This is a genomic window from Brevibacterium sp. (genome assembly GCF_031179145.1).
In the GTDB taxonomy this organism is placed as follows: Bacteria; Actinomycetota; Actinomycetes; order Actinomycetales; family Brevibacteriaceae; genus Brevibacterium.
This window is the reverse complement of the sequence record NZ_JAPSIB010000005.1, coordinates 19,296-44,399: the sequence shown is the minus strand read 5'-3', so window position 1 is coordinate 44,399 and position 25,104 is coordinate 19,296. Positions and strand designations below refer to the sequence as shown.

Genomic DNA, 25,104 nt, shown 5'->3' with positions numbered 1-25,104 from the left:
CGACGTCAACACCACGGCCAACGTCGACACCACCGCCGACGCCAGCGCAACCGCCGGAGCGGAAGCCACAGCCGAAGCCACCGACGACGTCAACACCACGGCCAACGTCGACACCACCGCCGACGCCGGCGCAACCGCCGGAGCGGAAGCCACAGCCGAAGCAACTGCCGGAGTGAACACTACCGCCGACGCCGGCGCAACCGCCGGAGCGGAAGTCACAGCCGACGCAACCGCCGGAGTGAACACAACCGCCGACGCCAGCACCACCGCAAGCGGACAAGTCGATGCCGGTGCAGGAGCAGAAGTGACTGCTGACACCGATGCACGAGGGGACCTTCCCACAACGGGTGCCGGTAACCTCTGGATGGTGGGAGTCGCGATCGCGCTCCTCGTAGTCGGAGCTTCTCTCTTGCTGCTGACCAGACGGACCCGGACCGGGCGCTAACCGTTCGCGCGCACATCAACTAGCAGCAGGACGGTGCTCTGAGGCCGAGCGTCAGGGTATTAGGGAAAGGGCAGCGGATTCTCTCCGCTGCCCTTTCCCTTTGCTCTTCAGCGACTCACGCCGCGAAGATCGATCCCTTCGAAACGCGGTCGACGAGGTGCTCGGTGTAGGCCGGCATCGTGATGAACTCCGGGAACGCGTCGTCGAGGGCGCACTGACGGAAGAGCTCCACCGCCTCGGTGTAGTGATCGGCGGGGTGGCGCTCGATCAGAGCCAGCTCCTCCCCCATGTAGCGCTCGACCAGGCGGCGGGTCAGCTGCTTGCCGTTGTCGAGGGTGACTCCGTGCCGGGTCCACTGCCAGATCTGGGACCGGCAGATCTCCGCCGTCGACGCATCCTCGATGAGATTCTCCAGCGCCACATGCCCGTTGCCGCCCAGCCACGCATTCATGTAGCCGATGGCGACGCGGATGTTCAGCCGCACCCCCTCCTCGGTGACCTCCGGATCGAGCCCGTGGACGTCGAGGAGGTCAGCCGCGGTGACATCGACGTCCTCACGCAGCACATCGAGCTGGTTCGGCTTGTCCCCCAGCACTTCGTCGAAGACCTCGAGGGCGACGGGCACGAGGGCCGGTTCGGCGACCCAGGTCCCGTCGAACCCATCGGCGACCTCCCGCTCCTTGTCCTCGCGCATCTGGGCGAATTCGGCGGCGACGAACTCCTTGTCGGGATGCTTGCTCATGAGGTTGCTCATGCCGCCGATCGCATGGGCACCGCGCCGATGGCAGGTGGCGACGAGCAGATCGGTGAAGGCCCGCATCATCGGAATCGTCATCGTCAGCTTGTCACGGTCAGGCAGGACGAATTCGGGGTACTTCTTGAAGTTCTTCACGATCGAGAAGAAGTAGTCCCAACGCGCCGCATTGAGGCCAGCACAGTGCTCGCGCAGCTCCCAGAGGATCTCCTCCATCTGGAACGCCGCGGTGATCGTCTCGATGTGAACGGTGGCCCGGATGGTGCCGCGGTCGATGCCGAGGTGCTCCTGGGCGAAGACGAAGACCTCGTTCCACAGCCGGGCCTCCCGCGCGGATTCGAGCTTCGGCAGGTAGAAGTAGGGACCCGACCCGTCCTCGATGAGCTCACGAGCGTTGTGGAAGAAGTAGAGGCCGAAGTCGACCAGCGTCCCCGACGCCGAGAAGTCGGCGTCGTTGTCGTCGACATAGTGCAGGTGCTTCTCGGGCAGATGCCACCCACGCGGCCGCAGTCCGATCACCGGCGGAGTCTGGTTGTGGACCCCGGGCAGTCGACCGCGCACGGCCTTCATCAGATTGAGCTGGCCGGTAATGATGTTGATCCAGGTCGGACTCGTCGCGTCCTCGAGATCGGCCAGCCACACCTTGGCCCGAGAGTTGAGTGCCGCGACGGTCTCACGTTCCGTGACGGGTCCGGTCACCTCAACCCGACGATCCTCCAGCCCGGGAGCACCCGCGAATCCTGCGACCTTCCACGAGGGGTCGCTGCGGATCTCCTCGGTCTCGGGTTTGAATGTCGGGAAAGTTCCATGGCTGATCTTCGCCGCCCGGATCCGGCGCGCCTCGAGCAGATCCGCTCGCGGGATCCGGAACCGGTCGTGCAGCGCCGCCAGGAAGTCGAGGGCCCCAGCGGTCAGCACGGCATCGAAACCGGGCGGCATTGGTGCGTTGATCTTCATGTGTGACATGGCGTTTCTCCTCACCCTGCGGTCGATCACGAGGCCTGTGCAGCGATCACGAGTTCGTGGAGATCGACCGGAGCCGGATGCGTCGGGGTTTGAGTCCGATCTTAAGGGGTTTGGGAGGGAAATGGATGTGAATGCGTCGACGCGAGTCGACAATGCAAACCCCGTGAAAACATTGTCGACCCGCGCCGGGTTCTTGGGTGGCGAAGCGAACCCCGCCGAGGCGGCGGACCGATCCCCGCCGAGGTGACGGGCGGTCAGGCTGCGACGATCGGTTCCTTCGCCGGGGCACTCTCACCGATGAGGAACTCGCTGTAGGCCGGCATCGTGAGGAACTCGGGGAAGTCGTCGCCGAGAGCGCTGCGGCGGAAGACCGCCACCGCCTCGGCGAGGTGATCGTCAGGTTTCCGCTCGAACCGGGCGAGTTCTTCGGCCATGTACGCCTCGACGAGCCCGCGGGTGAGCCGGTGTCCGTTGTCGAGGGTCACCTCGTGGCGGATCCACTGCCAGATCTGCGAGCGGCAGATCTCTGCCGTCGAGACATCCTCGAGCAGGTTCTCCAGCGCCACATTGCCGCGCCCGCCCAGCCATTCGCGGATGTAGCCGATGGCGACGCGGATGTTGACCCGCACGCCTTCCTCGGTGACGATCGGCTCGAGGCCCGTGAGGTCGAGCAGGTGCTCGGCGCAGACGGTGACGTCGGGGCGCAGGTTCTCGAGCTGGTGCGGACGCTGCCCGAGAGCCGCGTCGTAGACCGCGAGCGCCGCGGGAACGAGACCGGGATCGGCGACCCAGGTGCCGTCGAAGCCCTGCCAGGCCTCCCTCGCCTTGTCTTCGCGCAGCCGGTCGAACTCGGCGGCGACGTACTCCTCATCGGGATGATCGGTCATGAGGTTGCTCATGGTGCCGATCGCATAGGCCCCGCGGCGATGGCACGTCCAGACCAGTCGATCGGTGAACGCCCGCATGAGGGGCAGGGCGTTCGTCAGGCGCTCACGGTCCGGCAGCACGAACTGCGGCAGATTCCGGAAGCTCTTGACGACGGAGAACAGATAGTCCCACCCCGCCGATTGGAGCCCGGCGCAGTGCTCGCGCAGCTCCCAGAGGATGTCCTCCATCTGGAAGGTCGCGGTGATCGTCTCGATGTGCACGGTCGCCCGGATGGTGCCGCGGTCGATGCCGAGACGCTCCTGGGCGAACTCGAAGATCATGTTCCACAGGCGGGCCTCGAGAGCCGACTCGAGCTTCGGCAGGTAGAAGTACGGTCCCGAGCCGGTGTCGATGAGGGCCTGCGCGTTGTGGAAGAAGTAGAGGCCGAAGTCCACGAGCGCACCCGACGCCGGTGTCTGCCGTCCCTCGTCATCGACAACGCTCAGATGCTTCTCCGGCAGATGCCATCCGCGTGGCCGCATCCCGATGGTGGGTCGGTGCGAGTTGTCCACTCCGGGCAGCCGATCGCGCACCGCGTTGAACAGGGAGACCTGACCGCCGACGATGTTCGTCCAGGTCGGACTCGTCGAGTCCTCGAAGTCCGCGACCCAGACCTTCGCCGACGAATTGAGGGCGGCGACGACCTCGGGTTCGGTGACCGGACCGACGAGCTCGACCCGGCGGTCCTCGAGACCCGGGGCGCCTGCCGAGCCGGCGACCATCCAGGACAGGTCGGCGCGGATGCGGGCGGTGTCGGGGTTGAACCGCGGAAGCGTGCCGCCGTCCATGGCTGCGGAGCGAGTCCGGCGCTTCTCCAGCAGAGACGCCAGACGATCGGCGAAGCGGTCGTGCAGCTCCGCGACGAAGTCGAGGGCCGGTGCGGTCAGGACGGTGTCGAAGCCGCGTTCGATCGGTGCGTTGACGGTGATGTGTGACATGGGGCTTCTCCTCACCCGGGGGCGAATCATCAATGGGACGTGCGAATCGGTCGTGCGGGGTGCCGGTGGTATCCGGCGGACCCCGCCCCCACCTCGGCGGCGGGGGCGGTGCCGGTCGTCCGGCTCAGTGGAATTGGGCGGCCTCGGTCGAGTCGGCGAGTGCGGTGGTCGAGCTCTCCGGGTTGACCGCGGTCGAAACCAGGTCGAAGTAGCCGGTGCCGACCTCGCGCTGGTGCCGCGTCGCGGTGTAGCCGCGCTCCTCGGCGGCGAACTCCCGCTCCTGCAGGTCGACGTAGGCCTTCATCTGCTCGCGGGCGTAGCCGTGAGCGAGGTCGAACATCGAGTAGTTGAGGGCGTGGAAGCCGGCCAGGGTGATGAACTGGAACTTGTAGCCCATCGCGCCGAGCTCACGCTGGAACTTCGCGATCGTGGCGTCGTCGAGGTGCTTCTTCCAGTTGAACGACGGCGAGCAGTTGTAGGCGAGCAGCTGATCCGGGTGCTCGGCCTTGATCGCCTCGGCGAACTGCTTGGCGATCTCGAGGTCCGGCAGGGACGTCTCCATCCACAGCAGATCCGAGTACGGCGCGTAGGCGTTGCCGCGGGCGATGCACGCCTCGAGGCCGTTGCGCACCTTGTAGTAACCCTCCGCCGTCCGCTCACCGGTGATGAACGGCTGATCGCGTTCATCGACGTCCGTGGTGATGAGCGTGGCGGCATCGGCGTCGGTGCGGGCGACGATGACCGAGGGAACGTTCTCGACGTCCGCTGCCAGGCGCGCCGCCTGCAGGGTCCGGATGTGCTGCGAGGTCGGAATCAGGACCTTGCCGCCGAGATGGCCGCACTTCTTCTCGCTCGCGAGCTGGTCCTCCCAGTGGACACCGGCCGCACCCGAGTTGATCATGCCCTTCATCAGCTCGAAGGCGTTGAGCGGTCCGCCGAAGCCTGCCTCGGCGTCGGCGACGATCGGCACCAGCCAATCCTCGACGGTCCTGATGCCCTCGGCATGCTCGATCTGGTCGGCGCGCATGAGCGCATTGTTGATCCGGCGGACGACCGCCGGCACCGAGTTCGCCGGGTAGATCGACTGGTCCGGGTAGGTGTGGCCGGACAGGTTGGCATCGGCCGCGACCTGCCAGCCGGAGAGGTAGATGGCCTTGAGGCCGGCCTTGACCTGCTGGACGGCCTGGTTGCCGGTCAGTGCGCCGAGGGCATTGATGAAATCGTTGCTGTGGATCTCGTCCCACAGCCGCTCGGCCCCGCGGCGGGCCAGGGTGTGCTCCTCGACGACCGTGCCGCGCAGCTTGACGACGTCCTCGGGCGAGTACTCGCGGGCGACTCCCGACCACCGGGAGTTGGTGGCCCAATCGCGGCGGATCGCTTCCACATCATGCAACGGGTTCGCGGTGTTCTCAGTCATCTTCCTTGCTCCTGCCTCATCGGGGTTGGTGTCTGTGAGTTCATTCTGTCGCCGCCGAGAAGGGGTCGACAGAGAAAAGCCGCATGAAAAACAGGCATTCTTCTCATTTCAGAAATTTCGGGGTTCTGTCATACTGATGAACACCATCACCGTTCGACCATCCACCTGCGAAGGAACCCGCCATGACTCAGCAGATCGCCGAATCCCTCGCCGAGGAGGTCCAGCCGGACAGCCTGAGCATCGGCAGAAGAATCCGGTTCTTTCGCAAACAGCGTGGAATGACCCTGAGCGACCTGGGCGAGAAGGTCGACCGCGCGGCGTCCCAGATCTCGACGATCGAGAACGGCAAGCGAGAAACTTCTGTCACTCTCCTGACGGCCCTCGCGACTGCCCTCGACGTCGACATCGCCGACCTCCTCGACCCCACCCCGGTCGACGGTCGGCAGGCCCTGGAGCTGGAGGCCGAGCGCTACCAGGCCTCCCCCATGTACTCATCCCTGGGGCTGCCGCAGGTGCGCACCAAATCCCTGCCCCACGACGCCCTCGAGGCGATCGTCGGTCTGCAGCGCCAGCTCGCCGAGGTGCTCGCCCGCAGAGCTGCGACCCCGGAGGAGGCCAGGCGGGCCAATCGAGAGCTGCGGGAGAAGATGCGGGCGCGCAACAACTACTTCCCGGAGCTCGAGGCGAAGGCGGCCGAGCTGCTCGACCTCGTCGGCTACCGAGCCGGGACCGTCTCCCAGCGCCAGACCGCGATGATCGCCGAGAAGCTCGGTTTCAGCCTCCACTACGTCTCAGACCTGCCGAAGTCGACCCGGTCGATCTCGGACACCGTGAACAAGCGCCTCTACCTGTCCAACGAGGACGCCGCCTTCGACCCGCGCTCACACATGCTCACCGCCCTGGCCCAGCACGTGCTCGGACAGGACTCCCCGAAGGACTTCCGCGAGTTCCTCCAGCAGCGGGTCGAGGCCAACTACCTGGCAGCCGCGGTGCTGCTGCCCGAGAGCGCTGCGGTGCCGATGCTCACCGAGGCGAAACGGAAGCGGGAGCTGTCCGTCGAGCACCTGCGTGACATGTTCGGCGTGGGCTACGAGATGGCCGCCCATCGATTCACGAACCTCGCCACGGAGCACCTGGGTCTGCCCGTTCACTTCATGAAGGTCCACACCTCCGGCACGATCCACAAGGCGTACTCGAACGACGGGCTGCCCTTCCCCACCGACCCCCTCGGTGCGGTCGAGGGGCAGTTCGCGTGCAAGAAGTTCACCTCCCGGACGGTGTTCGGCGTCGCCGACCGATTCAGCCCCTACTACCAGTACACGGACACACCGGCGGGCTCCTACTGGTGCACGGCCCGGGTGCTGCCCGGCGGTGACTTCGCGATCAGCGTGGGCGTGCCGTTTGCCCACGTCAAGTGGTTCGAGGGTCGCGAGTCGCCGATCCGCTCCCGGTCGGGCTGCCCGGATCCGGGATGCTGCCGGCAGGCCCCGGAGGAGCTGGCGGAGAAGTGGGCGAGCCAGGCGATGCCGGCCGCGCGGATGCATGCCTCCCTGCTCGCCGCGGTGCCGCCCGGGGCCCTGCCCGGCGTCGACGACACCGAGGTCTACGAGTTCCTCGAACGCCACGCGCAGTGAGGCCTACGGGTTCCTCGCGCCACGATCAGTGAGGTGATCAGCGGGCGGAGGCCCGCAGTGAGGTGGTCAGCGGGTGTAGGCGCGCAGTGAGGGGATCAGCGGGTGTAGGCGCGCAGAGCCTGATCGGCGACGTGCTCGGCGACAGCCAGCGCCGAGGTGGCTCCCCACCCCGGGACGTTCCTCACCTCGGTCAGCCTCCCGCGCGTGGTGACGATGAGCTCGTCGCGCAGTTCGCCTGCCGAGTCGATGGTCTGGGCGTGGACTCCGCGCGGCCCCGGCTTCACCGCACCGGCCTTGATCTCCGGCACGAATCGTTGCACGCCCTCGACGAACGCCGAGGTGCTGACCACGGACTTCGCTCCGCGCACCGCGGTCTTCGCATTCTGCGAGGCGAACTTCCAGAACCCTTTGAACCCGAGAGTCGAGCTGAGGTCGCCGAAGTTCACATCTCGCCGTTCGTACGCCTCACGGCCGAGTGACGGGTAGGTGTTCGGCCCCAGCAGCAGGGTTCCGCTGACCGTTCTGGCGAGGGTGGTCCTCGTCAGCGGTGCCTTCGGGTCCGGGACGGAGCTGATGATTCCGTGGACCGCATCGGCGTCGGGTTCGGACGCGACGAACCAGTCGCTGGTGAACGGCACGATCCGGGGTTCGGGGTCGAGCCCGGCAGCTTCGGCCAGCCGGTCCGCGTGAAGGCCGGCGCAAACGAGAACGAGGTCGAAAGACCCGGCATCCTCATCCGGGATCCGGGACGACCGGCTGCGCGGCTGAGCGGCCTGCGGTGCGGGTCGCACGTCGTCGGTGCCGTGTCCGGCATCGTGAGTCCGCCCGAACTCTGCGCCTGAGTCCCGGCCGACGCGCCCGGCGTCTGAGTCCCGGCGGGTGTCCGAATCCTCACTGGTTCCGGTGCCGTGACCCGCGCCGGAGATCTTCTCACCCCAGCGGTCGAGCGTATCCTCCACCTGCTTGAACCAGTCCTTTTCGCCGAACCGGCTGCGCAGCTCGTCGCCGAGCCCGATCACCGGGTCCGCGTCGCGTCCGCGGTAGGTGTGCGGCACCTCCCGAACCTGCTCGTCAAGATGCTCGTCAACGCCGCGATCCGCCCGCACGTCCCCCGGCTCGACGTGAATGTCATCGGCGTCGGACCTCTCATCCTCCGGGTCGACCCGGACATCCTCCGCTCCGCCCTTCGTGTCCTCGCTCCCGGCCTCATCGGACGTCGCCTCACCGGCCCCGGAGCTCACGGATCGCGCCCGCAGCCGCACCTCGTCGGCCATGACGTCGATGCCAGTGACCTCGGTGCTCAGGCGGAACTCACCGCCCGCGGCTCGGACGTCGGAGGCGAGCGCCTCGGCGAGGGCGGGATAGTCGATGACCGCGGTGTGCGGTGAGTACAGGGCGAGCACGCCCCGGGCATGGGGTTCGATCTCGCGCATCTGGCCGCGGTCGAGCAGCCGCACTCCGGGGATCCCGTTCGCCGCGGCGCGGGCGAGCATCTCCTCCAGGCGGTCGGCGTCGTCGGCGTCCTGGGCGACGAACAGCTGCCCGCACTCGCGGTAGGGGATGCCGCGTTCGCTGACGTAGGGGACCAACTTCTCCACACCTCGGCGGGAGACGGCGGCGCCGAGGGAGCCGGGCACCTCCTCGAGGCCCGAGTCGACGATGCCCGAGGTGTGTCCACTCTGATGGGCCGCGATCCGGTCCTCTTTGTCGAAGACGGTGACCTGCGCCTCGGGGAGCCTGTCGGCGATCTCGCGGGCGAGGGCCAGGCCCACGAGCCCCGCGCCCACCACTGCCACTCGTGCGATACTCATACAGCAATCTTGGCACCGATCGGCGGCGAGGAGAAGGATGACGACCACCCTGGATTGGCCCGGCAAAGCCGCCGCATTCGCCCTCGGGCAGGAGTCGATCTCGGCCACGTCGTCCACTACCCACCTCCTTCGCCGAGGTGAGCGCTGTGCCCCGGGCACCGACGAGAACCTCCTCATCGTCGGTGACAATCTGCCCGCGCTCACCGCGCTCCTGGCCACGCACCGCGGTCGGGTCAAAGTCGTCTACATCGATCCGCCGTACAACACGGGCAGTGCGCTGGCGTACAAGGACCACGGTCACGATCACGCGAGCTGGCTGAGCTTCATGACTCCGCGGCTCCTCCTCGCGCGCGAACTCATGAGCGATGACGGTGTGCTCTTCCTCCACCTCGACGACGGTGAGAGCGCGTGGGCGCAGCTGCTCGGGCACGAGATCTTCGGCGAGGAGAACTCGCTCGGCACCCTCATCCATCAGCGCGCGAAGGGCGGCGGGAACTCGCCCTCGTTCGTCCGCGGCCACGACTACATCCACGTCTGGGGCAAGGACGCCGAACAGGTGGGCCCGTTCCTCACCGAGAAGAAGGCTCCCGCGAAGCTCGAGGTCATCGACGGCAGGCGGATGCTCGTCGAGACGGATGTGCTGCGCGCCGGGTTCGGCCGCTACGCCCGTGGGCAGGAGCGACGCCTCATGTACGAGGACATCCTCAAGGTCAAAGGCCCCAAGAAGCTCGCCGAGGTGGACGCGAAGCTGGACTCGGGGGAGTACATCCTGCGGCCCTGGGGTGAGGACGGGAAGCACGCCGTGGTGCGGGTGACTCCGGCGGAGAAGGCGAGCTCGAAGCTCTACTCGATCATCAAGGCCCTGGGCGGGCAGAACGACCTCGACGAGCTGGGGCTGGCCGGGATCTTCAGCTATCCCAAACCGGTCGAGCTGGTGAAGACACTGGTGGCATCGCAGACATTCTTCGACCCGGATGCGATCGTCCTCGACTTCTTCGCGGGCTCCGGCACCACTGCGCAGGCGGTGATGGCGGCGAATGAGCGCGACGAGGGCAGCCGGACATTCATTCTCGTGCAGACTCCGGAGCCGTTGCGGACACGAGTCCTGGTGGGCGAGATGGATGCGGTTGACGACCTGAACGCAGGTGAATCCCGAGGTCAGCGACGTTTCCGCACCATCAGCGACCTGACCGCCGAGAGGATTCGCCGCGCTGGCGCCAGACACGCACCGGAGCTGTCGTTCGAGGAACTCACGGTCAGCGATTTCCCGGGATGACGATTCCCCCGGGATGACGATTCCGCGGGAGGAAGATTTCCCGGTAGCAAAAGGTCGAAATCGACCGGCGAAATCGACCATTTCCTCCCTGGAAATCCTCGGGGCGGAGCACGCCGACCCGGGGATTGCCGCTCAGAGGCTCGCCTCCCGTCGCCTCAGCCACGCCGCGCTGCGCTCGTCCGAGGTCAGTGCGATCGCCTTCCGATAGGCTTCCGCTGCCTCCGCCCTCCGACCGGACCGGCGCGCCACCTCGGCGAGGGTGGCCCAATAGGGCTGGAAAAGAGCACACGCGGGATCCTCCGACAGCTCACCGAGGAGGGCCGACGCCTCTTCGGGTCCATGCGTGCGCAGGGTGATCGCGGCCCGTGCGACCTGCGCCCCGAGCGAGGGCGCCAGCACCAGGAGTGCGTTGACCAGGACCAGGAGCGCGGGCCAATCCGTCCGGCCGGTGCGGGCACGATCCGCGTGCACCGCCTGCATCGCCGCTTCCAGGGTGAAACGACCGGGGCGCTCGATGGCCAGGGCACGGCGCAGGTGGGCCTCGGCCTCGGCGATGAGTTCCCGATTCCAGGTGGACGGGTCCTGGTCCTCGACCGGCAGATAGTCTCCTCTCCGCGCCGGTGCGCGGGAGAGCGAGAACGCCACGAGCGCGGCGAGGCCGTGGACCTCCGGCTCGGTCTCGAGGAGCTGGGTGAGGGTGCGGGCGAGGAACAGGGCTTCATGCCCCATCGACTCGGCCAGGTCGATGTCCGGGCTCTCCGCCCACGCGATCGCGAGACACCCGTAGACGGCTTCGAGGACAGCGCCGAGGCGGTCGGGAAGGTCACTCAGGGAGGGCACGACGAAAGGGATCCGGGCATCCCGGATCCGACGTTTGGCGCGCACGAGCCGCTGAGCCATCGTCGCCGGTGTGACGGCGAAGGCGCGGGCGATGTCGGCGGCTTCGAATCCGAGGACGACCTGCAGCATCAGCGGAGTCCGCACCGCGGGGTCGATCGCCGGGTGGGCGCAGACGAAGAGCAGGGACAGGCGGCGGTCCTCGATCTCCTCGGCCCCGATTTCGTCAGCCCTCGCCTCGGCTGAGTCGGCGTTCATCCAGGCCTCGTCGAATTCGGTTCGCCGGCGGTGGGCGGGTGACTTCCACACGTCACGCTGGTGGTTGCGCGCGACGGTGAGCAGCCAGCCTCCCGGGTTGCCGGGAATCCCGGCCTCCGGCCACCGGATCAGCGCCCGTTCGAAGGCCGTCGCCACCGCATCCTCGGCGAGCTCGACATCCCCGTCGGCCGAGGCCAGGAGCGCGATGATGCGCGGCCGCGACTCCCTGGCCGCGACCGCGAGCACCTCGTGCACGGGATCTGTCATCCCACCTCCGGTTCCGACCTCGGCTCCTCGTGCATCGTCATCGGCGTGATCCGTGTGCCGGGTCCGCTATTCAGCGGGGGCGGATGGGCACCTGTCGGGGCTCTGCTCTCCCATCGTCCAGTTCCCGTCGACGACATGAGTCGCACCGGGTCGGATCTCGATGGCGCCCCATTGCAGCGGAGGTGCTTGGCGAGCCCATTCGATCGCAGCGTCGAGGTCGTCGACATCGATGACGAATGTGCCGCCCAACTGCTCCTTCGTGTCCGCGAACGGGCCGTCCTTGACCTGAACGGAGCCGTCGACCATCGTCAGGGTGGTCGTCAGCGGAGAGGGTGAGAGCACCTCGGCAGACAGGAGGACTCCGGCCTGGTGCAGCGCGGTGACGTAGGCCGACATCTGCGCCTGAGCCTCCTGCATCGCCTCGGGAGGGAGCTCCAACTCGCCTTCCTTGGGTTCCGGGTAGTGCATCAGCAGTGTGTATCGCATGATCGTTCCTGCACTTTCTCGTTGTGGCGTTGAGCTTAGCAAGGAGGCGGATCTGCCTCCTGCGCCCCTATGACGACACAGCGACCGCCCAATCGACAGGTCGGACGAGTTCTTTTCGAGAAAGTTCTGATCTTCGCGGCGCCCTTGATATCTTTCCTGGTCAGGGTGTAGGAATGCATTGAGGCTTATCTTTCCCCTCGCCGTCCACCCAGGAGTGATGCAGTGCCGACATACACCTACAGATGCAGAACCTGCGGGGACATCGAGCAGTCATTTCCCATCAGCGACAAGCCCAGTACGATCCCCTGCCCCGAGTGCCGAGCCACGGCCACGACCGTCTTCGCGGCGCCCCACCTCGGCGCCGGCGCGAGCACGGCGCATCGACTCATCGACGCCACCAAGAAGACCGCCGAGACTCCTGGCGTGGTCTCACAGCTGCCCGGTTCACGGCGCCGCCCGCGCCCCGTGAGTCGCGACCCTCGCCATGCGAAGCTGCCGCGGGCCTGAGATCCGCCGCTCGATCCGCACCACCGTCTCGATCCCCACCGCCCTCTCGATCCGCACCACCGTCTCGATCCCCACCGCCCTCTCGATCCGCACCACCGTCTCGATCCGCGCCACCCCACAGTTCCACCGCGGTCAGCACCACAGCGATCAGCACCACAGCGATCAGCACTACCTCGATCAGCACCGACCGCATGCAATGCCGACACTATGAAAGGGATTCCCCATGCCAGACGTCGTGTTTCCACTCGATTCGACCAAACCGTTCACGGAGCAGGAGATCACCGGTCACAACCGGTGGCACCCGGACATCCCTGCCGCAGTCCATGTGAAGCCGGGTGACTCCTTCCGCTTGGACTGCCGGGAATGGTTCGACGGCTTCATCAAGAACGACGACAGCGCCGACGACATCAGGGACGCTCCCGTCGACATCGTCCACGCATTGTCCGGACCCGTCGCGGTCGAAGGTGCGAAGCCTGGCGACCTGCTCATCGTCGACATCCTCGACGTCGGGCCCATCCCCCAGGAAGAAGGTCCCCTGGCCGGCCAGGGCTGGGGCTACACGGGTATCTTCGCGAAGAAGAACGGTGGATCGTTCCTCGTCGACCAATTCCCCGACGCCTACAAAGCGGTCTGGGACTTCAGCGGCGGCAAGGCGACCTCGCGCCACGTTCCGCACGTGTCATTCACCGGCATCGTCCACCCCGGACTCATGGGCACCGCCCCGAGCAAGGACATGCTGGGCAAGTGGAACACCCGCGAAGCCGCACTCATCGCCACCGACCCCGACCGCGAACCGCCGCTGGCCCTTCCGCCCGAGCCGAACGGCGCCATCCTCGGCTCCCTGACCGGGGATGACTTCGACCGGGTGGCGGCCGAAGGAGCACGCACGGCTCCCCCGCGGGAGAACGGCGGCAACCAGGACATCAAGAACCTGACCAAGGGAACCCGGGTGTTCTATCCGGTCTTCGTCGACGGGGCGAACTTCTCCGCCGGTGACCTCCACTTCAGCCAGGGCGACGGCGAGATCACCTTCTGCGGCGGCATCGAGATGGGCGGATACCTCGACATCCGCGTCGACATCATCAAGGGCGGGATGGAGACCTATGGCGTGTCCGAGAATGCGATCTTCCAGCCCGGCAACACGGACCCGCAGTACTCGGAGTGGCTCGCATTCTCCGGCACCTCGGTGACCCTCGACGGCGAACAGCGCTATCTCGATTCGCACCTGGCCTATCAGCGCGCTTGTCTGCACGCGATCGACTACCTGACGAAGTTCGGCTACAGCCCGGAGCAGGCGTACCTGCTGCTCGGAGCCGCCCCGATCGAGGGGCGCTTCTCCGGGGTCGTCGACATCCCAAACGCCTGCGCCACGGTGTACCTGCCGACCGCGATGTTCGACTTCGACGTCACGCCCTCGGCGGATGGCCCGGTCCAGATCGACCCGGGCATGGGGGCGCCGCACTCGGCGTAGGTTCGAAATCGTGGGGACAGCGCCCCGTCTTCGCGGTGAGCCTGCCCGATCCTCGCGCTGAATCCGGACAGTCGAGCACGTGGACGCTTCAGGCCGGATTCAGATTCGCGTCGTAGGCTCGACACGGTCGGAGGGACCGACCTGCCGGTCAGCAGCCGGCGGTCGGTCCCTTGATCACACTCGACCACGTCACCGAACTAGGAGCGAAACATGTCCATCGTCGCCATCAACACCCTCTCTGTCCCCGAACCGGCCCGCGCCGAACTGGAGAAGCGCTTCGCGGCCCGCAAGCACTCCGTCGACAGCGCTCCCGGCTTCGAAGGCTTCCAGCTGCTGCGCCCGGTGGCCGGCGGCGACCGCTACTTCGTCTACACCCAGTGGGCCACCCGCGAAGACTTCGAGAACTGGAAGGCCAATCGCCAGTCCTCCCACGAGAGCACCGGCCAGAAGCCCGTCTCCGAAGCCGCCGATCTCCTCGAATTCGAAGTCGTCGACCTCGGCGACTGAGCGGTCACCCGCGACCGAGAAGCCCGTCGAGCTCATCGGGGCTCGGCGGTTGCGCTCCGCTGCGGGAGACCGCGATCGCCGCGCTGGCCAGCGCAGTGTCGAGCACTCGAACGATCTCCTCTGGCCCCAGGCTCCTGCCTTCGACGAGGTGCCGGTCGATGCCGTCGCGAACGATCCCGAACAGCAGTCCGGACATGAAGGCATCGCCGGCGCCGATCGTGTCCACGAGCTCAACCGGATACGCGGGCCTCTCGACGGCAGCGCCGTCGACGATCGCCATGCACCCGTTCCGGCCGCGGGTCATCACCGCGAGTCTCGCACCGGAGTCGGAGATGGAACGCAGCACCTCCTCGGCGGTCTGCCCGGTCTCGACTCCGAGCCAGGCGGCGTCTTCGTCGCTGAGTTTGACCACATGGCACACGGCTGCGAGGTCGCAGATCAGGCGCCGGGCCCGGCCGGCGTCGCCCATGATGTCGGCGCGGATGTTCGGGTCGAAGCTGCGCAGCGTCGCCGGGCCCGCCGCGCGGATCGCGGCGCGGGCCACGGAACCGCCGGGTTCGAGCACTGCGGCGATCGAACCGGTGTGGACGAGAGTCGCCTCCGACACGTCCGGCTCGTCGATCCGCCAGTCGAGGTCGAATTCGTAGCTGGCCGAGCCGTCGGCCTCGACGGTCGCGGCAGCCGTTGAGGTGCGCCCCGAATCCACGAAGGTCGGACAGCGCTCGACGCCCGCCTCGTCGAGGTGGGAGGCGATGAGCGCGCCATGATCGTCGTCGCCGACTCGGGCGTGGAGGCACGCGGCCACGCCGAGGCGGGACAGCCCGACGGCGACATTGAGCGGCGAACCGCCGACATAGGCGTCGTCGCCGACGACGTCGACGAGCGCTTCGCCGACCACAACGGCGCGCGGCTTCATGTGCCCACCACGGATCCGACGACGAGGCTCTCGAGCCGCACCGCTCCCCCGATGCCTGCCAGACTCAGCTGCGGCGACCGCAGTGAGCCGATGAGGTCGGTGAGGACCCGCGTCCCGTTCTCGGCGTAGATCTCCACAGCTCGGCGATCCAGCCACAGGGTCAGGGTGATCACGGGTGCGGCCGCCACAGGCATCCGTTCTGCACTGGCGAATTCGGCCGGCAGTCCGGCGGCGCTTGCCCGCCGGTCCACCGACAGTTCCTCGGCCTGAGCGTCGTAGGCGAGCACCACTCGCGCCTCGTCCTCGCCCTCCAGACCGATCTCGAACCCGCAGGCCTCCCCCAGGGAGATCGCGAACTCGAGACGCCCGGCGTCCGGCACAGCCACCGGCAGGTGGGACTTCTGCGTGACCTCAAGCTCCTCGAGTCGAGCGCCCTCCACCACGGAGGGTGCCACCGGAACCTGCCGCAGCCGCAGGCGGCCGTCGACGTCGACGAGCGACAGCCGCCGGGGCAGAGTCATGCTCCCGCGCTGCGGCGCACCCTCGTCGACGGGCATCTGCTTGGCATAGTCCCAGTTGCTCATCCAGGCGATGAGTGTCCGCTCCTCGTCCGGCAGCCCCGCGAACGTGACCCCGGCGTAGCAGTCGCGCCCGTAGTCGACCCAGTCGAGCCTGCGCATCCCCGCATCGTCCGCGGACTGTGTCAGCGGGAAGTCCGTGTGCGGAGTGAAGGTCCGACCATCGAACTCGCCGAGGAAGCACTGCGTCCCGGAGCCGCCCGCGATGCCGCCGGGGTTGAGGCTGACGAGCAGAACCCAGTGGGTCTCGTCCGTCCCCTCCACCCGCAGCGGGAACAGGTCCGGGCATTCCCAGACCCCGCCGACGGCTCCGGCGGGTCCGAAGGTGGAGAGGTGCGTCCAGTGCAGCAGGTCGTCCGAACGGTAGAACACGACCTGCCGGTCCTCTGCCTCGACGGCGACCATGACCCAGTACGTCTCCTCGGCGCCCGTGCAGCGGATGACCTTGGGATCGCGGAAGTTCTCCGAACCACGGTCGAGGATCGGGTTGCCGGAGTACTTCGTCCAGGTCAGCCCGTCGTCGAGGCTGTAGGCGATCGACTGCGTCTGCAGGCTCTGTGTCTTCGAGTGAGAGGTGTAGAAGGCGATGAGAGCCGGCTCCTCCACTGTGCCCAAGCCTGTGGAGTTCTCGTGGTCGACGACGATCGAGCCGGAGAACACCTGCTCCTCGTCGTCGAAGCCGATCGCCACCGGATGGTCGTCCCACTCGAGGAGATCGGGACTCGAAGCGTGGCCCCAGCTCATGTTGTCGTGCTCGACGCCGAGGGGGTTGTACTGGAAGTAGAGGTGGTAGCGGCCCTTATGATGGACCAGTCCGTTGGGGTCATTCACCCAGTTGCGGGGTGGCGAGTAGTGCAGGCGTGTCATGGCTCCAAGCTCTGGCATCGTCGGATCGGTCCGGGCAAACGGTTCAAACGTACACCACCGCCCGGTGGTCTCATTCCCGGGTACCGGTGCCCGGTGAGGCAGCGCCGAGGCGGCCGATGCCGGGAACTCTTTCGATCGGCGGTGGTCAATCGACTCGCTCCGGAGGCGCCTCGTCGAGCGGGCCTGCGCTGTCGTCCTGGTCGACGCTTCCGCGCGAGTCGGCAGCGCCTCGGGTCTTCCGCCATGGATCCCGCACGAACGGGTCGCCGACGACCTGCTGGTCGTCGCGCTTGAGCACGAACAGGGCCCAGATCCCGGCTCCGAGCACGAGGGCGGAGATGATGTAGAACGTCGGCTGATAGCCGATGGCGTCGCGCACCGCGCCGAAGGGGCGGGCGAGGAGCATGTTGCCGACCTGCGCGGACACCTCGAAGGCGACGAGGTACATCGTTGCCGAGAGGTTGGCCGGGAAGTGGAGGGTGATGTAGCGGAAGATGCCGAGGATGAACAGCGGCACCTCGATCGCGTGCATCATCTTCACACCGGAGACGATGACCGGATCGTCGAAGACGGCGGAGCCGAGGATCCGCAGGGCCATCACTGCGATGCCGAGCAGGAGGATGTTGCGCACCCCCACCTTCCGCATCAGGATCGGCACGAGCATCATGCAGCCCGCCTCAACGAACACCTGGATCGAGTTGAGGACACCATAGGTGCGCTGCCCGGCCTCCTCCTCGGCGAACAGATGCGTGTAGAAGTCCGGGAACATCTGCTGGTCGTAGAGGTTGTAGAACGTCCAGGAGCAGATGACGATGATGACGATCTGCCAGACGCTCTTCATCTTCAGCACCGCTGCCATCTCGGTGAAGCTCGGCGTCTTCGGGTGGTCGCTGTGACCGGGTGCCAGCGGAACCCTGTCCGTCCGCCAGAAGAGCTGCACGAGGAGGCAGATGACGCCGAAGACCGAACCCGCGACGAAGTTGAGCATCGGATCGACGGTGAAGAGGAAGGAGGCGAGGAGGGCGGCCACCGCGTAGCCCAGCGATCCCCAGCTGCGGGCCTGGCCGTACTCGAAGCCGTAGGTGCGGCTCATCCTCTCGGAGACGGCTTCGAGCAGCCCGGCGGCAGCGGTGTAGCCGATCGGCAGGAAGAGAATGCCGACGAAGACGCCGATCGCGAAGTTGTTCCGCAGCAGCGGCTCGTAGACGAAGATGACGAAGGGTGCGGTGCACGCCATCGCAAGAGAGGCGAGGATGACGAGCTGGCGCTTGAGGCCGAGCCGGTCCTGGATCGTGCCGTAGAGGAACATCACGACGAGGGTCGCGAAGGAGTTCGCGGCGTACAGGGTTCCGACCTGCTCGCCGTTGAGCCCGAGGCCGGATTCCTCACTCGTCAGCCAGATCTGGAAGAACGACCACCAGACTCCCCAGGATCCGAAGAAGAGGAGCAGCGTCGCTGAGCTCTGCAGGTACGCGCCGTTGCGGAAGACCTTCAGATTGAAAGACATGTCGAGACCTCCATTGGTCTTGCGAGTCAGCCCAGGACACCTTCCCGGAGTGTCGGAGCCGTATCGAGCCGGTCATATGCTAAAAGCTTTTAGCACTGGTAAGTTAACACGTGAGCCGGAAGTAGGTCAACGGCCGCGTTCACCCGCTCGTCACGCTCGGTTCACCGCCCCGCCCCCAGTGCAGCTCATCGGCAGTGGGCCGACCCACTTCCGGGCAGCTCGTCGGCAGCGGGCCGCCCGGCTTCCGGACAGCTCGTCAGCAGCGGGCCGCCCGGCTTCCGGACAGCTCGTCAGCAGCGGGCCGACCGGCTCGCTAAGGTGAGCGTGAGACCCATCGATTCGAGGAGGACCCGTGGCTCCACCCGCCGCCCGTCGGCCCACTCTCGCCGACGTCGCCCGGCTCTCGGGGATGTCGACCGCCGCGGTGAGCATGATCCTCAATAACCGTCCCGGTTCCCGACTCTCCGCCGAGGCGGCCGACCGTGTCCGTGCCGCCGCTGCCGAGCTCGGCTACCGCCCCAATCCGGCCGCCCAGAGTCTGCGCCTGGGCCGGACGCGGACGATCGGCTTCGTCTCGGACGAGGTGACCATCACCCGTTACGCCTCGGCGATGATCCGCGGGGTCCTCGACGCCGCCAGAGCCCGCGACCACACCGTGCTGATGACCGAGACCGGGGGCAGCGACGACCTCACCCAGGCCGTGCAGGAGATGACCGATCGACGGGTCGACGCCCTGCTCATCGGGCTGATGACGGCGCGGATGATCGATGTTCCGCCGGTGCCGGACACACAGCTGCCTCTCGTCGTCGTCAACGGCGCGTCGCCGGAGGGGCACGCGAGCATCCTTCCCGATGAGCGTGCTGCCGGGGCAGAGGTCGCCGGTCACCTCATCGAGCGCGGGCACCGCCGCATCGGCATCATCGGCGACCTCCCTCAGGTCGCGGGGGATCCCCGCCGATCGATCACCATCGCCGAACGGTTCGCCGGAATGTCGGAGGCGATGGACGAAGCCGGGGTCACACCGGTGAGAACCGACGTGCCGGACTGGAGCCCAGAGGTCGGACGCGAGCACTCGGCCCGTCTGCTCGACGCGCACCCCGACCTCACCGCGCTCATCGCGGGCAATGACAACACCGCTTTCGGCATCTACCAGACGGCCGCCGAGCGGCGGCTGCGCGTCGGCGAGGATCTCTCCGTCGTCTCCTTCGACGACGAGGAGCTCGCCGGATATCAGAGGCCCGGCCTGACGACTGCCCGCCTTCCCTACGAGGAGATGGCCCGCCTCGGTGTGGAGATGGTGCTCGGCGACCGGGAACTCGGCCAGACGCTCGTGCCGATGCCGCTCATCGTCCGCGAATCGGTGCGCACCCTCGGCTGAGGGGGCATGGCTGCGGCAGCCGAGGCGATCGGCTCGGCGCCCGCGGGTCTACCTCTCGGGGTCTTTGTCGAGCTCGCTGAAGGCCTCCACCTTCCGCGGATGACCCGCGACGAGGATCTCGTCCTCGGCGTAGAGAACCACTTCGGGGTCCGTGATGTCCCAATGCTCGGTGCCGTTGCGCTTGAACGCGACGATCGTCACCGAGTACTTCGTGCGCACCCCGAACGAGGCCAGCGGGACATCGGCGATCCGCACCGGCGTCTTCGTGCGGGCGAGAACGAAGTCCTCGTCGATCGGCAGGAAGTCGGAGATGTGCCCGCGGATGAGGTGGGCGAGCCGCTTGCCCATGTCGTTCTCCGGCCTCACCACATGGTCGATGCCCATCTGGTGGAGGATCTCGGCGTGGGGTTCGCTGATCGCCTTCGCCCAGATGTGGCGGTTGCCGAGTTTGAGGATCCGCGAGGCGACGAGAATGCTCGCCTGCAGGTCGCTGCCGATGGCGATGACGACACGGCTGACCTCGTCGACGCCGAGCTGACGGAGCACCACCTCGTCGGTGGCGTCGGCACGCGAGGCATAGGCCAGCGAGTCCGCGAATTCCTCGACGGCCGCCTCGGCGATGTCGATGCCGATGACGTCGACTCCGTGCGACGCGAGCTCGCGCGCCAGCGATCCCCCGAACCGGCCGAGCCCGATCACGGCCACGGCTCCCTCCCGCCCCATCGGCTTGGGGTCGCCGGCGAAGAAGGCGGCCGGTCGCGCCAACCAGGATTTCTCGTTCATTGCAGTCCTTCCATCAGGTCCCCGTCAGGGGCATCAGGTCCCCATGAGGGGGTATCAGGTCCCCACGAGGGGGTATCAGTTCCCCACGAGAGGGCGAAGTGGGTACGGGTGCCTCAGCCGATGAGCGGTCGCTCCTTCGGCAGTTCATAGCGCACGGGCCGCGAACGCAGGGCCAGCGCCGAGGCGACGGTGACCGGGCCCAGCCGGCCCGCGGCCATGGTGAGGATGATGGCCGCCTGGCTCAGCGGGGGCAGATCAGCGGTGATCCCGGTGCTCAGACCCACGGTGCCGAACGCGGAGACGACCTCGAAGAGGATCCGGTCGAATCCGAGTTCAGGGGCGTCGAGCATGATGACCATGGTCACCGCGACGATCAGCCCCATGGCCAGGATGATGACCGTCGTCGCCTGCCGGTGGACGGACCGCGAGATCCGTCGCCCGAGCAGGTTGACCGCCCGCCCGCCGGTGACCTCCGTCCATGCCATGGCCCCGATGACGAGCACCGTCGTGATCTTCACACCCCCGGCGGTACCCGCAGGCCCGCCACCGATGAACATGAGGATTTCGATTCCGAACCAGGTCACCGGGTGCATCTGCGCGATGTCGACGGAGTTGAACCCGGCGGTGCGGGTGATCGTGGACTGGAATGCCGCGGCCTGGATCTTCCCCCACCAGTCGAGCGGACCCAGGGTTCCGGGGCTGTTCCATTCGATCGCGGCGATGAATGCCGTACCGCCGATGAGCAGCACCGGAGCGAAGACGACGACAGCGCGGGTCGTCATGCTCCACGTCAGCGGAAGCCGGTAGCGATGGAGGAGCTCGATGAGCACCGGGTAGCCGAGCCCTCCGACGATGACGGCCGCAGCGATCGGACCGCAGATGAATGGATCGGTGACGAATTCCATCAGACTGTCGCTGCGGAGTGCGAATCCTGCGTTGTTGAACGCGGAGATCGCATGGAAGACCGCGTCCCAGACTGCCCGGGCCGGAGCTTCGTCGTAGTGGAGGAGGAAGCGCAGGAAGAGCGCCGAGGCGACCGCGAGTTCGACCACCAGCGTGAGTCCGACGATGCGCAGCACCATCGACTTGATCCCTCCGATGGTGCCGCTCTTCGTCTCCGTCGCCACCGACTGGCGGAGCCGGAAGCCCGCCCGGCCGGCGACGACCAGGGCGAGCAGTGTGGTGAGGAGGACGACGCCGAGGCCGCCGACCTGGATGAGGGCGAGGATGACGATCTGTCCGAAGAACGTGAAATCACTGCCGGTGTCGAGGACGACGAGCCCCGTCACGCTCAGGGACGAGGTGGCGGTGAAGAGCGCCGACAGCAGTGAGATGCCGCCCGGTGCGACGGTGGCTGCGGGTGTCATGAGGAGGCCGGTCCCGAGCACGAGAGCGGACAGATAGCCAGCGACCACTCGGCCGATGGCATTGCGATGAGTGCTGTGCACAGAGGAAACCTAACACTTTGCGCACAATCGACGGCGACTGCCAGGTAACTCTCAGAGTCCTGCTACTGTTCCATTCAGCACTGTTCGAGGAGCGAGGAATTCGCTCGCCGGACACCGCACAGCTCGATTCGTCGCAGCGCCGCTCGGAGCACCGGGCGCAGCTGAGACCTTCATCTCACCGGCGCTATGAAAGGCACATCATGAGTCAGCCGCAGACCACCACGAATGACCGGGACCACGGTTTCGTCAAGGCATTGGGCACCGTCGACGCCCTGTTCATCGGTTTCGGCGCGATGATCGGATTCGGCTGGGTCGTTCTCACGGGCGACTGGCTCACCAGTGCGGGCACGATGGGCGCGATCCTCGCCTTCGTCGTCGGCGGCATCATCATGTGCTTCGTCGGCACCGTGTATTCGGAGCTGGTGGCTGCGATGCCGCATGCCGGCGGTGAGCACAACTACCTGATCCGGGCGATGGGACCCAAGGTCTCCCTGTTCGGGTCCTGGGCGATCACGGGCGGCTACATCAGCGTCGTCATGTTCGAAGCGGTCGCGGTCCCGCGCACGGCCCTCTACCTCTTTCCCGACATCGAACACATCAAGCTGTGGACGATCGCCGACTCCGACGTGTACCTGACCTGGGCTCTCATCGGCACGGTCACCGCGATCCTCATCGCCTGGATCAACATCCGGGGCGTCAAGATCGCCTCCCTGGTGCAGACCTTCGTCGTCTCGTTCCTCATCATCGTCGCCCTCCTGCTCCTGACCGGCGGACTGGTCGGCGGCGAGGCGGCCAATGCCGAACCGCTGTTCACCGGCGGAGGGGCCGGATTCATGGCCGTCGTCGCGGTGGTCCCGTTCCTGTTCGTCGGCTTCGATGTGATCCCTCAGTCCGCCGAGGAGATCAATCTGCCCGCTCGCAAGATCGGCAAGCTCGTCGTCATCTCCGTGCTCATGGCAGTCGTCTTCTACATCATCATCATCGGCATGACCTCCCTGGCGATGCCCGCCTCGGAGATGGGCGCCGACGCACTGGTCACCGCCGATGCCCTCGCTGCCATGTTCGGCTCCGCCTTCTGGGGCAAGTTGGTCATCGCCGGCGGCCTGGCCGGCATCATCACCTCGTGGAACGCGTTCCTGATGGGATCGTCGCGGCTGATGTGGGCGATGGCCGTCGCCGGAATGATCCCCGCCTGGTTCGGAAAGCTGCATCCGCGTTACCGCACCCCCGTCAACGCGATCCTCTTCATCGGCGTGCTCTCGGCCCTGGCGCCGTTCCTCGGACCGACGGCTCTCGGCTGGATCGTCGATGCGGGATCCCCGGCGATCGTCATCGCGTACTTCCTCGTCAGCGTCGCCTTCCTCGTCCTGCGCAGGAGTGAGCCGACCATGGACCGGCCGCTGCGGATCGGCGGCTCGGGCAACGGCGGAATGATCATCGGCGCCATCTCCGTCGTCCTCACCTTCCTCCTGTTCATCCTCTACGTGCCGATCACTCCGGTCTCGGCGCAGCTGGCACCGCAGTCGTGGATCATGTTCTTCGCCTGGATGCTCGTCGGCGTCGTCTTCATGTTCCTGCTGCCCAAGGGAGTCAAGGCCGGGCCCAACGCCGAGGTGGAGCTCCTCGCCAAGGTCCGGGACCGCCGGAGGGCCTGACCCGCCGGGGCGCAGGACGCGAGAGCCCCAGTTCGCCGCGCCGGCACGACCCCGCCGAGCACGGTTCTCACCTCAGACACCAGTAGCCTCTCTTCGCACTGCTGCAACTGTGCGAAGAGAGGCTACTGGTGGTTCGTGTCGCGCTACCGGTGGGAAGTAGGGCCATCGCGCTCAGACGGCGGCGTCGAGTCCACGTGTCTTCAGGCGCTCACGCTGGCTGGGATTGACGCTCGGACGGAACGGCATCTCCACCACCTCGGCGTGGACGGGCTCACCCGGCTTGTCCGCGTATTCGTCGGGCAGCTGGACCCAGAACTCGGTGCCGAGCGCGGACGAGTCGACCGGCACGTGCGCCATCGCGATGTTGGCCTCGAGCTCGGGCGAATACCACGGCGAGGTCACATAGCCGACGGGATCGCTGCCTGGAGAATCGCTGACCAGCCAGAAGTCGGGAGCGTAGTCCGTGATCGGCTTGCCGCCCAGGAGCAGTCCGACGAGCTGTGTCCGGTACGGCGGGTTGCCCGCGTCGAGCTGAGCACGGGCCTCTTCGAGACGTGCTTTGCCGATGTAGTCAGCCTCCTTCTTCCGCGGCACCTGGTAGCCGAGGTTGACCTGGAAGGGCAGAGTCTCGAAATCCATGTCCTGGCCCCATGAGAGGATGCCGGCCGCGATCCTGCGGTGATGGCTGGGCGCGACGACCCGGAGGTTGTACGGCTGCCCGGCTTCGAGCACCGCGTTCCACATGTCCTCAGCGTACTTCGTCGCATCCTTGAGATAGATCTCGTAGCCCTTCTCACCCGTGAAGCCGGTCTGCGAGATGATGACGTCGTGGCCGCCGACCTGGGCCTCCATGAGTCCGTAGCTGGGCAGCTCGCGTCCCTCCTCACCGACGAGGTCGGCGATGACGTCGACGGACTTCGGGCCTTGGACCTGGACCGGTGCGACGTCGATCTCCTGAATGGTGACGTCGAACTTCTTGCCGACGTTGACGCCCTGGAGCCACAGCATGAGGTCGGTGTCGGAGAGGCTGAACCAGAACTCGTCGATTGCGACCCGGAGCAGGATCGGATCGTTGAGGATCCCACCTGCCTCGTTGCAGAGGATGACGTAGCGGGCCCGCATCACCGGGATCTTCGTCGCGTCACGGGTGATGACGTAGTCGACGAACGCCTCGGCGTCGGGGCCCTTGACCTGGATCTGGCGCTCGACGGCCACGTTCCACAAGGTCACATCATTGACCAGTGGTTGATATTCGGCCATCATGCCGCCCTCTTCCCGCGGAATGTAGCCGCGGGGGTGGTACATGCGGTTGTAGATCGAAGCCCGCCAGCAGCCCTGCTGAACCGAAAGCTCCCAATAAGGAGATTTGCGAACTCTGGTGTCGATGAGCATTTCGACTGGAGTGGGCCCTGACTGGCGAAGATTGATCGGGACTGCTCTATCGGTCTGATCGACGGATGGGACGTTGTTG

20 protein-coding genes are annotated in these 25,104 nt (G+C 66.8%); 8 read left to right on the top strand and 12 right to left on the bottom strand.

Annotated features, from left to right (window positions below):
- A partial coding sequence (locus RIT73_RS05600; RefSeq protein WP_309131075.1) for an LPXTG cell wall anchor domain-containing protein occupies positions 1-445 on the top strand: 445 nt, incomplete at its 5' end.
- Positions 446-560: 115 nt separating this feature from the next.
- Here the strand turns inward: RIT73_RS05600 and aceB (RIT73_RS05595) are convergent.
- From aceB (RIT73_RS05595) to aceA, 3 genes are all read right to left on the bottom strand, one after another.
- A complete protein-coding gene (gene aceB / locus RIT73_RS05595) occupies positions 561-2,165 on the bottom strand; it encodes a malate synthase A (protein WP_309131074.1) in 1,605 nt (534 codons plus the stop codon).
- A gap of 254 nt (positions 2,166-2,419) precedes the next feature.
- Positions 2,420-4,030: a malate synthase A gene (gene aceB, locus RIT73_RS05590; protein ID WP_309131073.1), complete on the bottom strand. Its 1,611-nt coding sequence runs from the start codon at positions 4,028-4,030 to the stop codon at positions 2,420-2,422.
- Between the two features lie 124 nt (positions 4,031-4,154).
- Entirely contained in the window at positions 4,155-5,447 is a 1,293-nt protein-coding gene (gene aceA / locus RIT73_RS05585) for an isocitrate lyase (protein ID WP_309131072.1), read from the bottom strand.
- A gap of 182 nt (positions 5,448-5,629) precedes the next feature.
- Here aceA and RIT73_RS05580 point away from each other — a divergent pair, with 182 nt between their 5' ends.
- Complete coding sequence (locus tag RIT73_RS05580; protein WP_309131071.1) at positions 5,630-7,081, top strand: helix-turn-helix domain-containing protein; 1,452 nt, start codon at positions 5,630-5,632, stop codon at positions 7,079-7,081.
- A gap of 95 nt (positions 7,082-7,176) precedes the next feature.
- Here RIT73_RS05580 and RIT73_RS05575 read toward each other — a convergent pair whose 3' ends face one another.
- Complete coding sequence (locus tag RIT73_RS05575; RefSeq protein ID WP_309131070.1) at positions 7,177-8,892, bottom strand: FAD-dependent oxidoreductase; 1,716 nt, start codon at positions 8,890-8,892, stop codon at positions 7,177-7,179.
- Positions 8,893-8,929: 37 nt separating this feature from the next.
- Between RIT73_RS05575 and RIT73_RS05570 the strand changes: the two genes are divergently transcribed.
- On the top strand, positions 8,930-10,168 hold the full coding sequence (locus RIT73_RS05570) for a site-specific DNA-methyltransferase (RefSeq protein ID WP_309131069.1): 1,239 nt from the start codon (positions 8,930-8,932) through the stop codon (positions 10,166-10,168).
- Positions 10,169-10,300: 132 nt separating this feature from the next.
- Here RIT73_RS05570 and RIT73_RS05565 read toward each other — a convergent pair whose 3' ends face one another.
- Both RIT73_RS05565 and RIT73_RS05560 read right to left on the bottom strand, forming a co-directional pair.
- Positions 10,301-11,530 (bottom strand): DUF6596 domain-containing protein, encoded by a 1,230-nt coding sequence (locus RIT73_RS05565; RefSeq protein WP_309131068.1) that lies wholly within the window; start codon positions 11,528-11,530, stop codon positions 10,301-10,303.
- Positions 11,531-11,596: 66 nt separating this feature from the next.
- Positions 11,597-12,016 carry a YciI family protein gene (locus RIT73_RS05560; RefSeq protein ID WP_309131067.1) on the bottom strand — a complete coding sequence of 140 codons (420 nt, stop codon included), beginning with the start codon at positions 12,014-12,016 and terminating at the stop codon, positions 11,597-11,599.
- Positions 12,017-12,238: 222 nt separating this feature from the next.
- On the opposite strand from RIT73_RS05560, the gene RIT73_RS05555 reads away from it, so the two are divergent.
- The 3 genes from RIT73_RS05555 to RIT73_RS05545 all read left to right on the top strand — a co-directional run bounded on the left by RIT73_RS05555 (position 12,239) and on the right by RIT73_RS05545 (position 14,501).
- The gene (locus tag RIT73_RS05555; RefSeq protein WP_309131066.1) at positions 12,239-12,523 is read left to right on the top strand and encodes an FmdB family zinc ribbon protein; all 285 of its coding nucleotides are present in this window, start codon (positions 12,239-12,241) and stop codon (positions 12,521-12,523) included.
- 223 nt (positions 12,524-12,746) lie between these two features.
- Positions 12,747-13,994 (top strand): formamidase, encoded by a 1,248-nt coding sequence (fmdA, locus tag RIT73_RS05550; RefSeq protein WP_309131065.1) that lies wholly within the window; start codon positions 12,747-12,749, stop codon positions 13,992-13,994.
- A 210-nt stretch (positions 13,995-14,204) separates the two neighbouring features.
- Positions 14,205-14,501 carry an antibiotic biosynthesis monooxygenase gene (locus RIT73_RS05545; RefSeq protein WP_309131064.1) on the top strand — a complete coding sequence of 99 codons (297 nt, stop codon included), beginning with the start codon at positions 14,205-14,207 and terminating at the stop codon, positions 14,499-14,501.
- 4 nt (positions 14,502-14,505) lie between these two features.
- Here RIT73_RS05545 and RIT73_RS05540 read toward each other — a convergent pair whose 3' ends face one another.
- The 3 genes from RIT73_RS05540 to RIT73_RS05530 all read right to left on the bottom strand — a co-directional run bounded on the left by RIT73_RS05540 (position 14,506) and on the right by RIT73_RS05530 (position 18,369).
- Positions 14,506-15,417: a carbohydrate kinase gene (locus tag RIT73_RS05540; protein WP_309131063.1), complete on the bottom strand. Its 912-nt coding sequence runs from the start codon at positions 15,415-15,417 to the stop codon at positions 14,506-14,508.
- A complete protein-coding gene (locus RIT73_RS05535; protein ID WP_309131062.1) occupies positions 15,414-16,862 on the bottom strand; it encodes a glycoside hydrolase family 32 protein in 1,449 nt (482 codons plus the stop codon). Before RIT73_RS05535 ends, RIT73_RS05540 begins: the two co-directional genes overlap by 4 nt.
- 145 nt (positions 16,863-17,007) lie before the next feature.
- Positions 17,008-18,369, bottom strand: coding sequence for an oligosaccharide MFS transporter (locus RIT73_RS05530; RefSeq protein WP_309131061.1), 1,362 nt, complete (start codon positions 18,367-18,369; stop codon positions 17,008-17,010).
- A 352-nt stretch (positions 18,370-18,721) separates the two neighbouring features.
- Between RIT73_RS05530 and RIT73_RS05525 the strand changes: the two genes are divergently transcribed.
- Positions 18,722-19,747, top strand: coding sequence for a LacI family DNA-binding transcriptional regulator (locus RIT73_RS05525; RefSeq protein ID WP_309131060.1), 1,026 nt, complete (start codon positions 18,722-18,724; stop codon positions 19,745-19,747).
- Positions 19,748-19,795: 48 nt separating this feature from the next.
- Here RIT73_RS05525 and RIT73_RS05520 read toward each other — a convergent pair whose 3' ends face one another.
- Together RIT73_RS05520 and RIT73_RS05515 are read right to left on the bottom strand one after the other, a co-directional pair.
- Complete coding sequence (locus RIT73_RS05520) at positions 19,796-20,530, bottom strand: TrkA family potassium uptake protein (protein WP_309131059.1); 735 nt, start codon at positions 20,528-20,530, stop codon at positions 19,796-19,798.
- 113 nt (positions 20,531-20,643) lie between these two features.
- A complete protein-coding gene (locus RIT73_RS05515) occupies positions 20,644-21,978 on the bottom strand; it encodes a potassium transporter TrkG (RefSeq protein ID WP_309131058.1) in 1,335 nt (444 codons plus the stop codon).
- A gap of 200 nt (positions 21,979-22,178) precedes the next feature.
- On the opposite strand from RIT73_RS05515, the gene RIT73_RS05510 reads away from it, so the two are divergent.
- The gene (locus RIT73_RS05510) at positions 22,179-23,633 is read left to right on the top strand and encodes an APC family permease (protein WP_309131057.1); all 1,455 of its coding nucleotides are present in this window, start codon (positions 22,179-22,181) and stop codon (positions 23,631-23,633) included.
- A gap of 171 nt (positions 23,634-23,804) precedes the next feature.
- Here RIT73_RS05510 and RIT73_RS05505 read toward each other — a convergent pair whose 3' ends face one another.
- Positions 23,805-24,896: an aminomethyltransferase family protein gene (locus RIT73_RS05505; RefSeq protein WP_309131056.1), complete on the bottom strand. Its 1,092-nt coding sequence runs from the start codon at positions 24,894-24,896 to the stop codon at positions 23,805-23,807.
- Positions 24,897-25,104 lie beyond the last annotated feature (208 nt).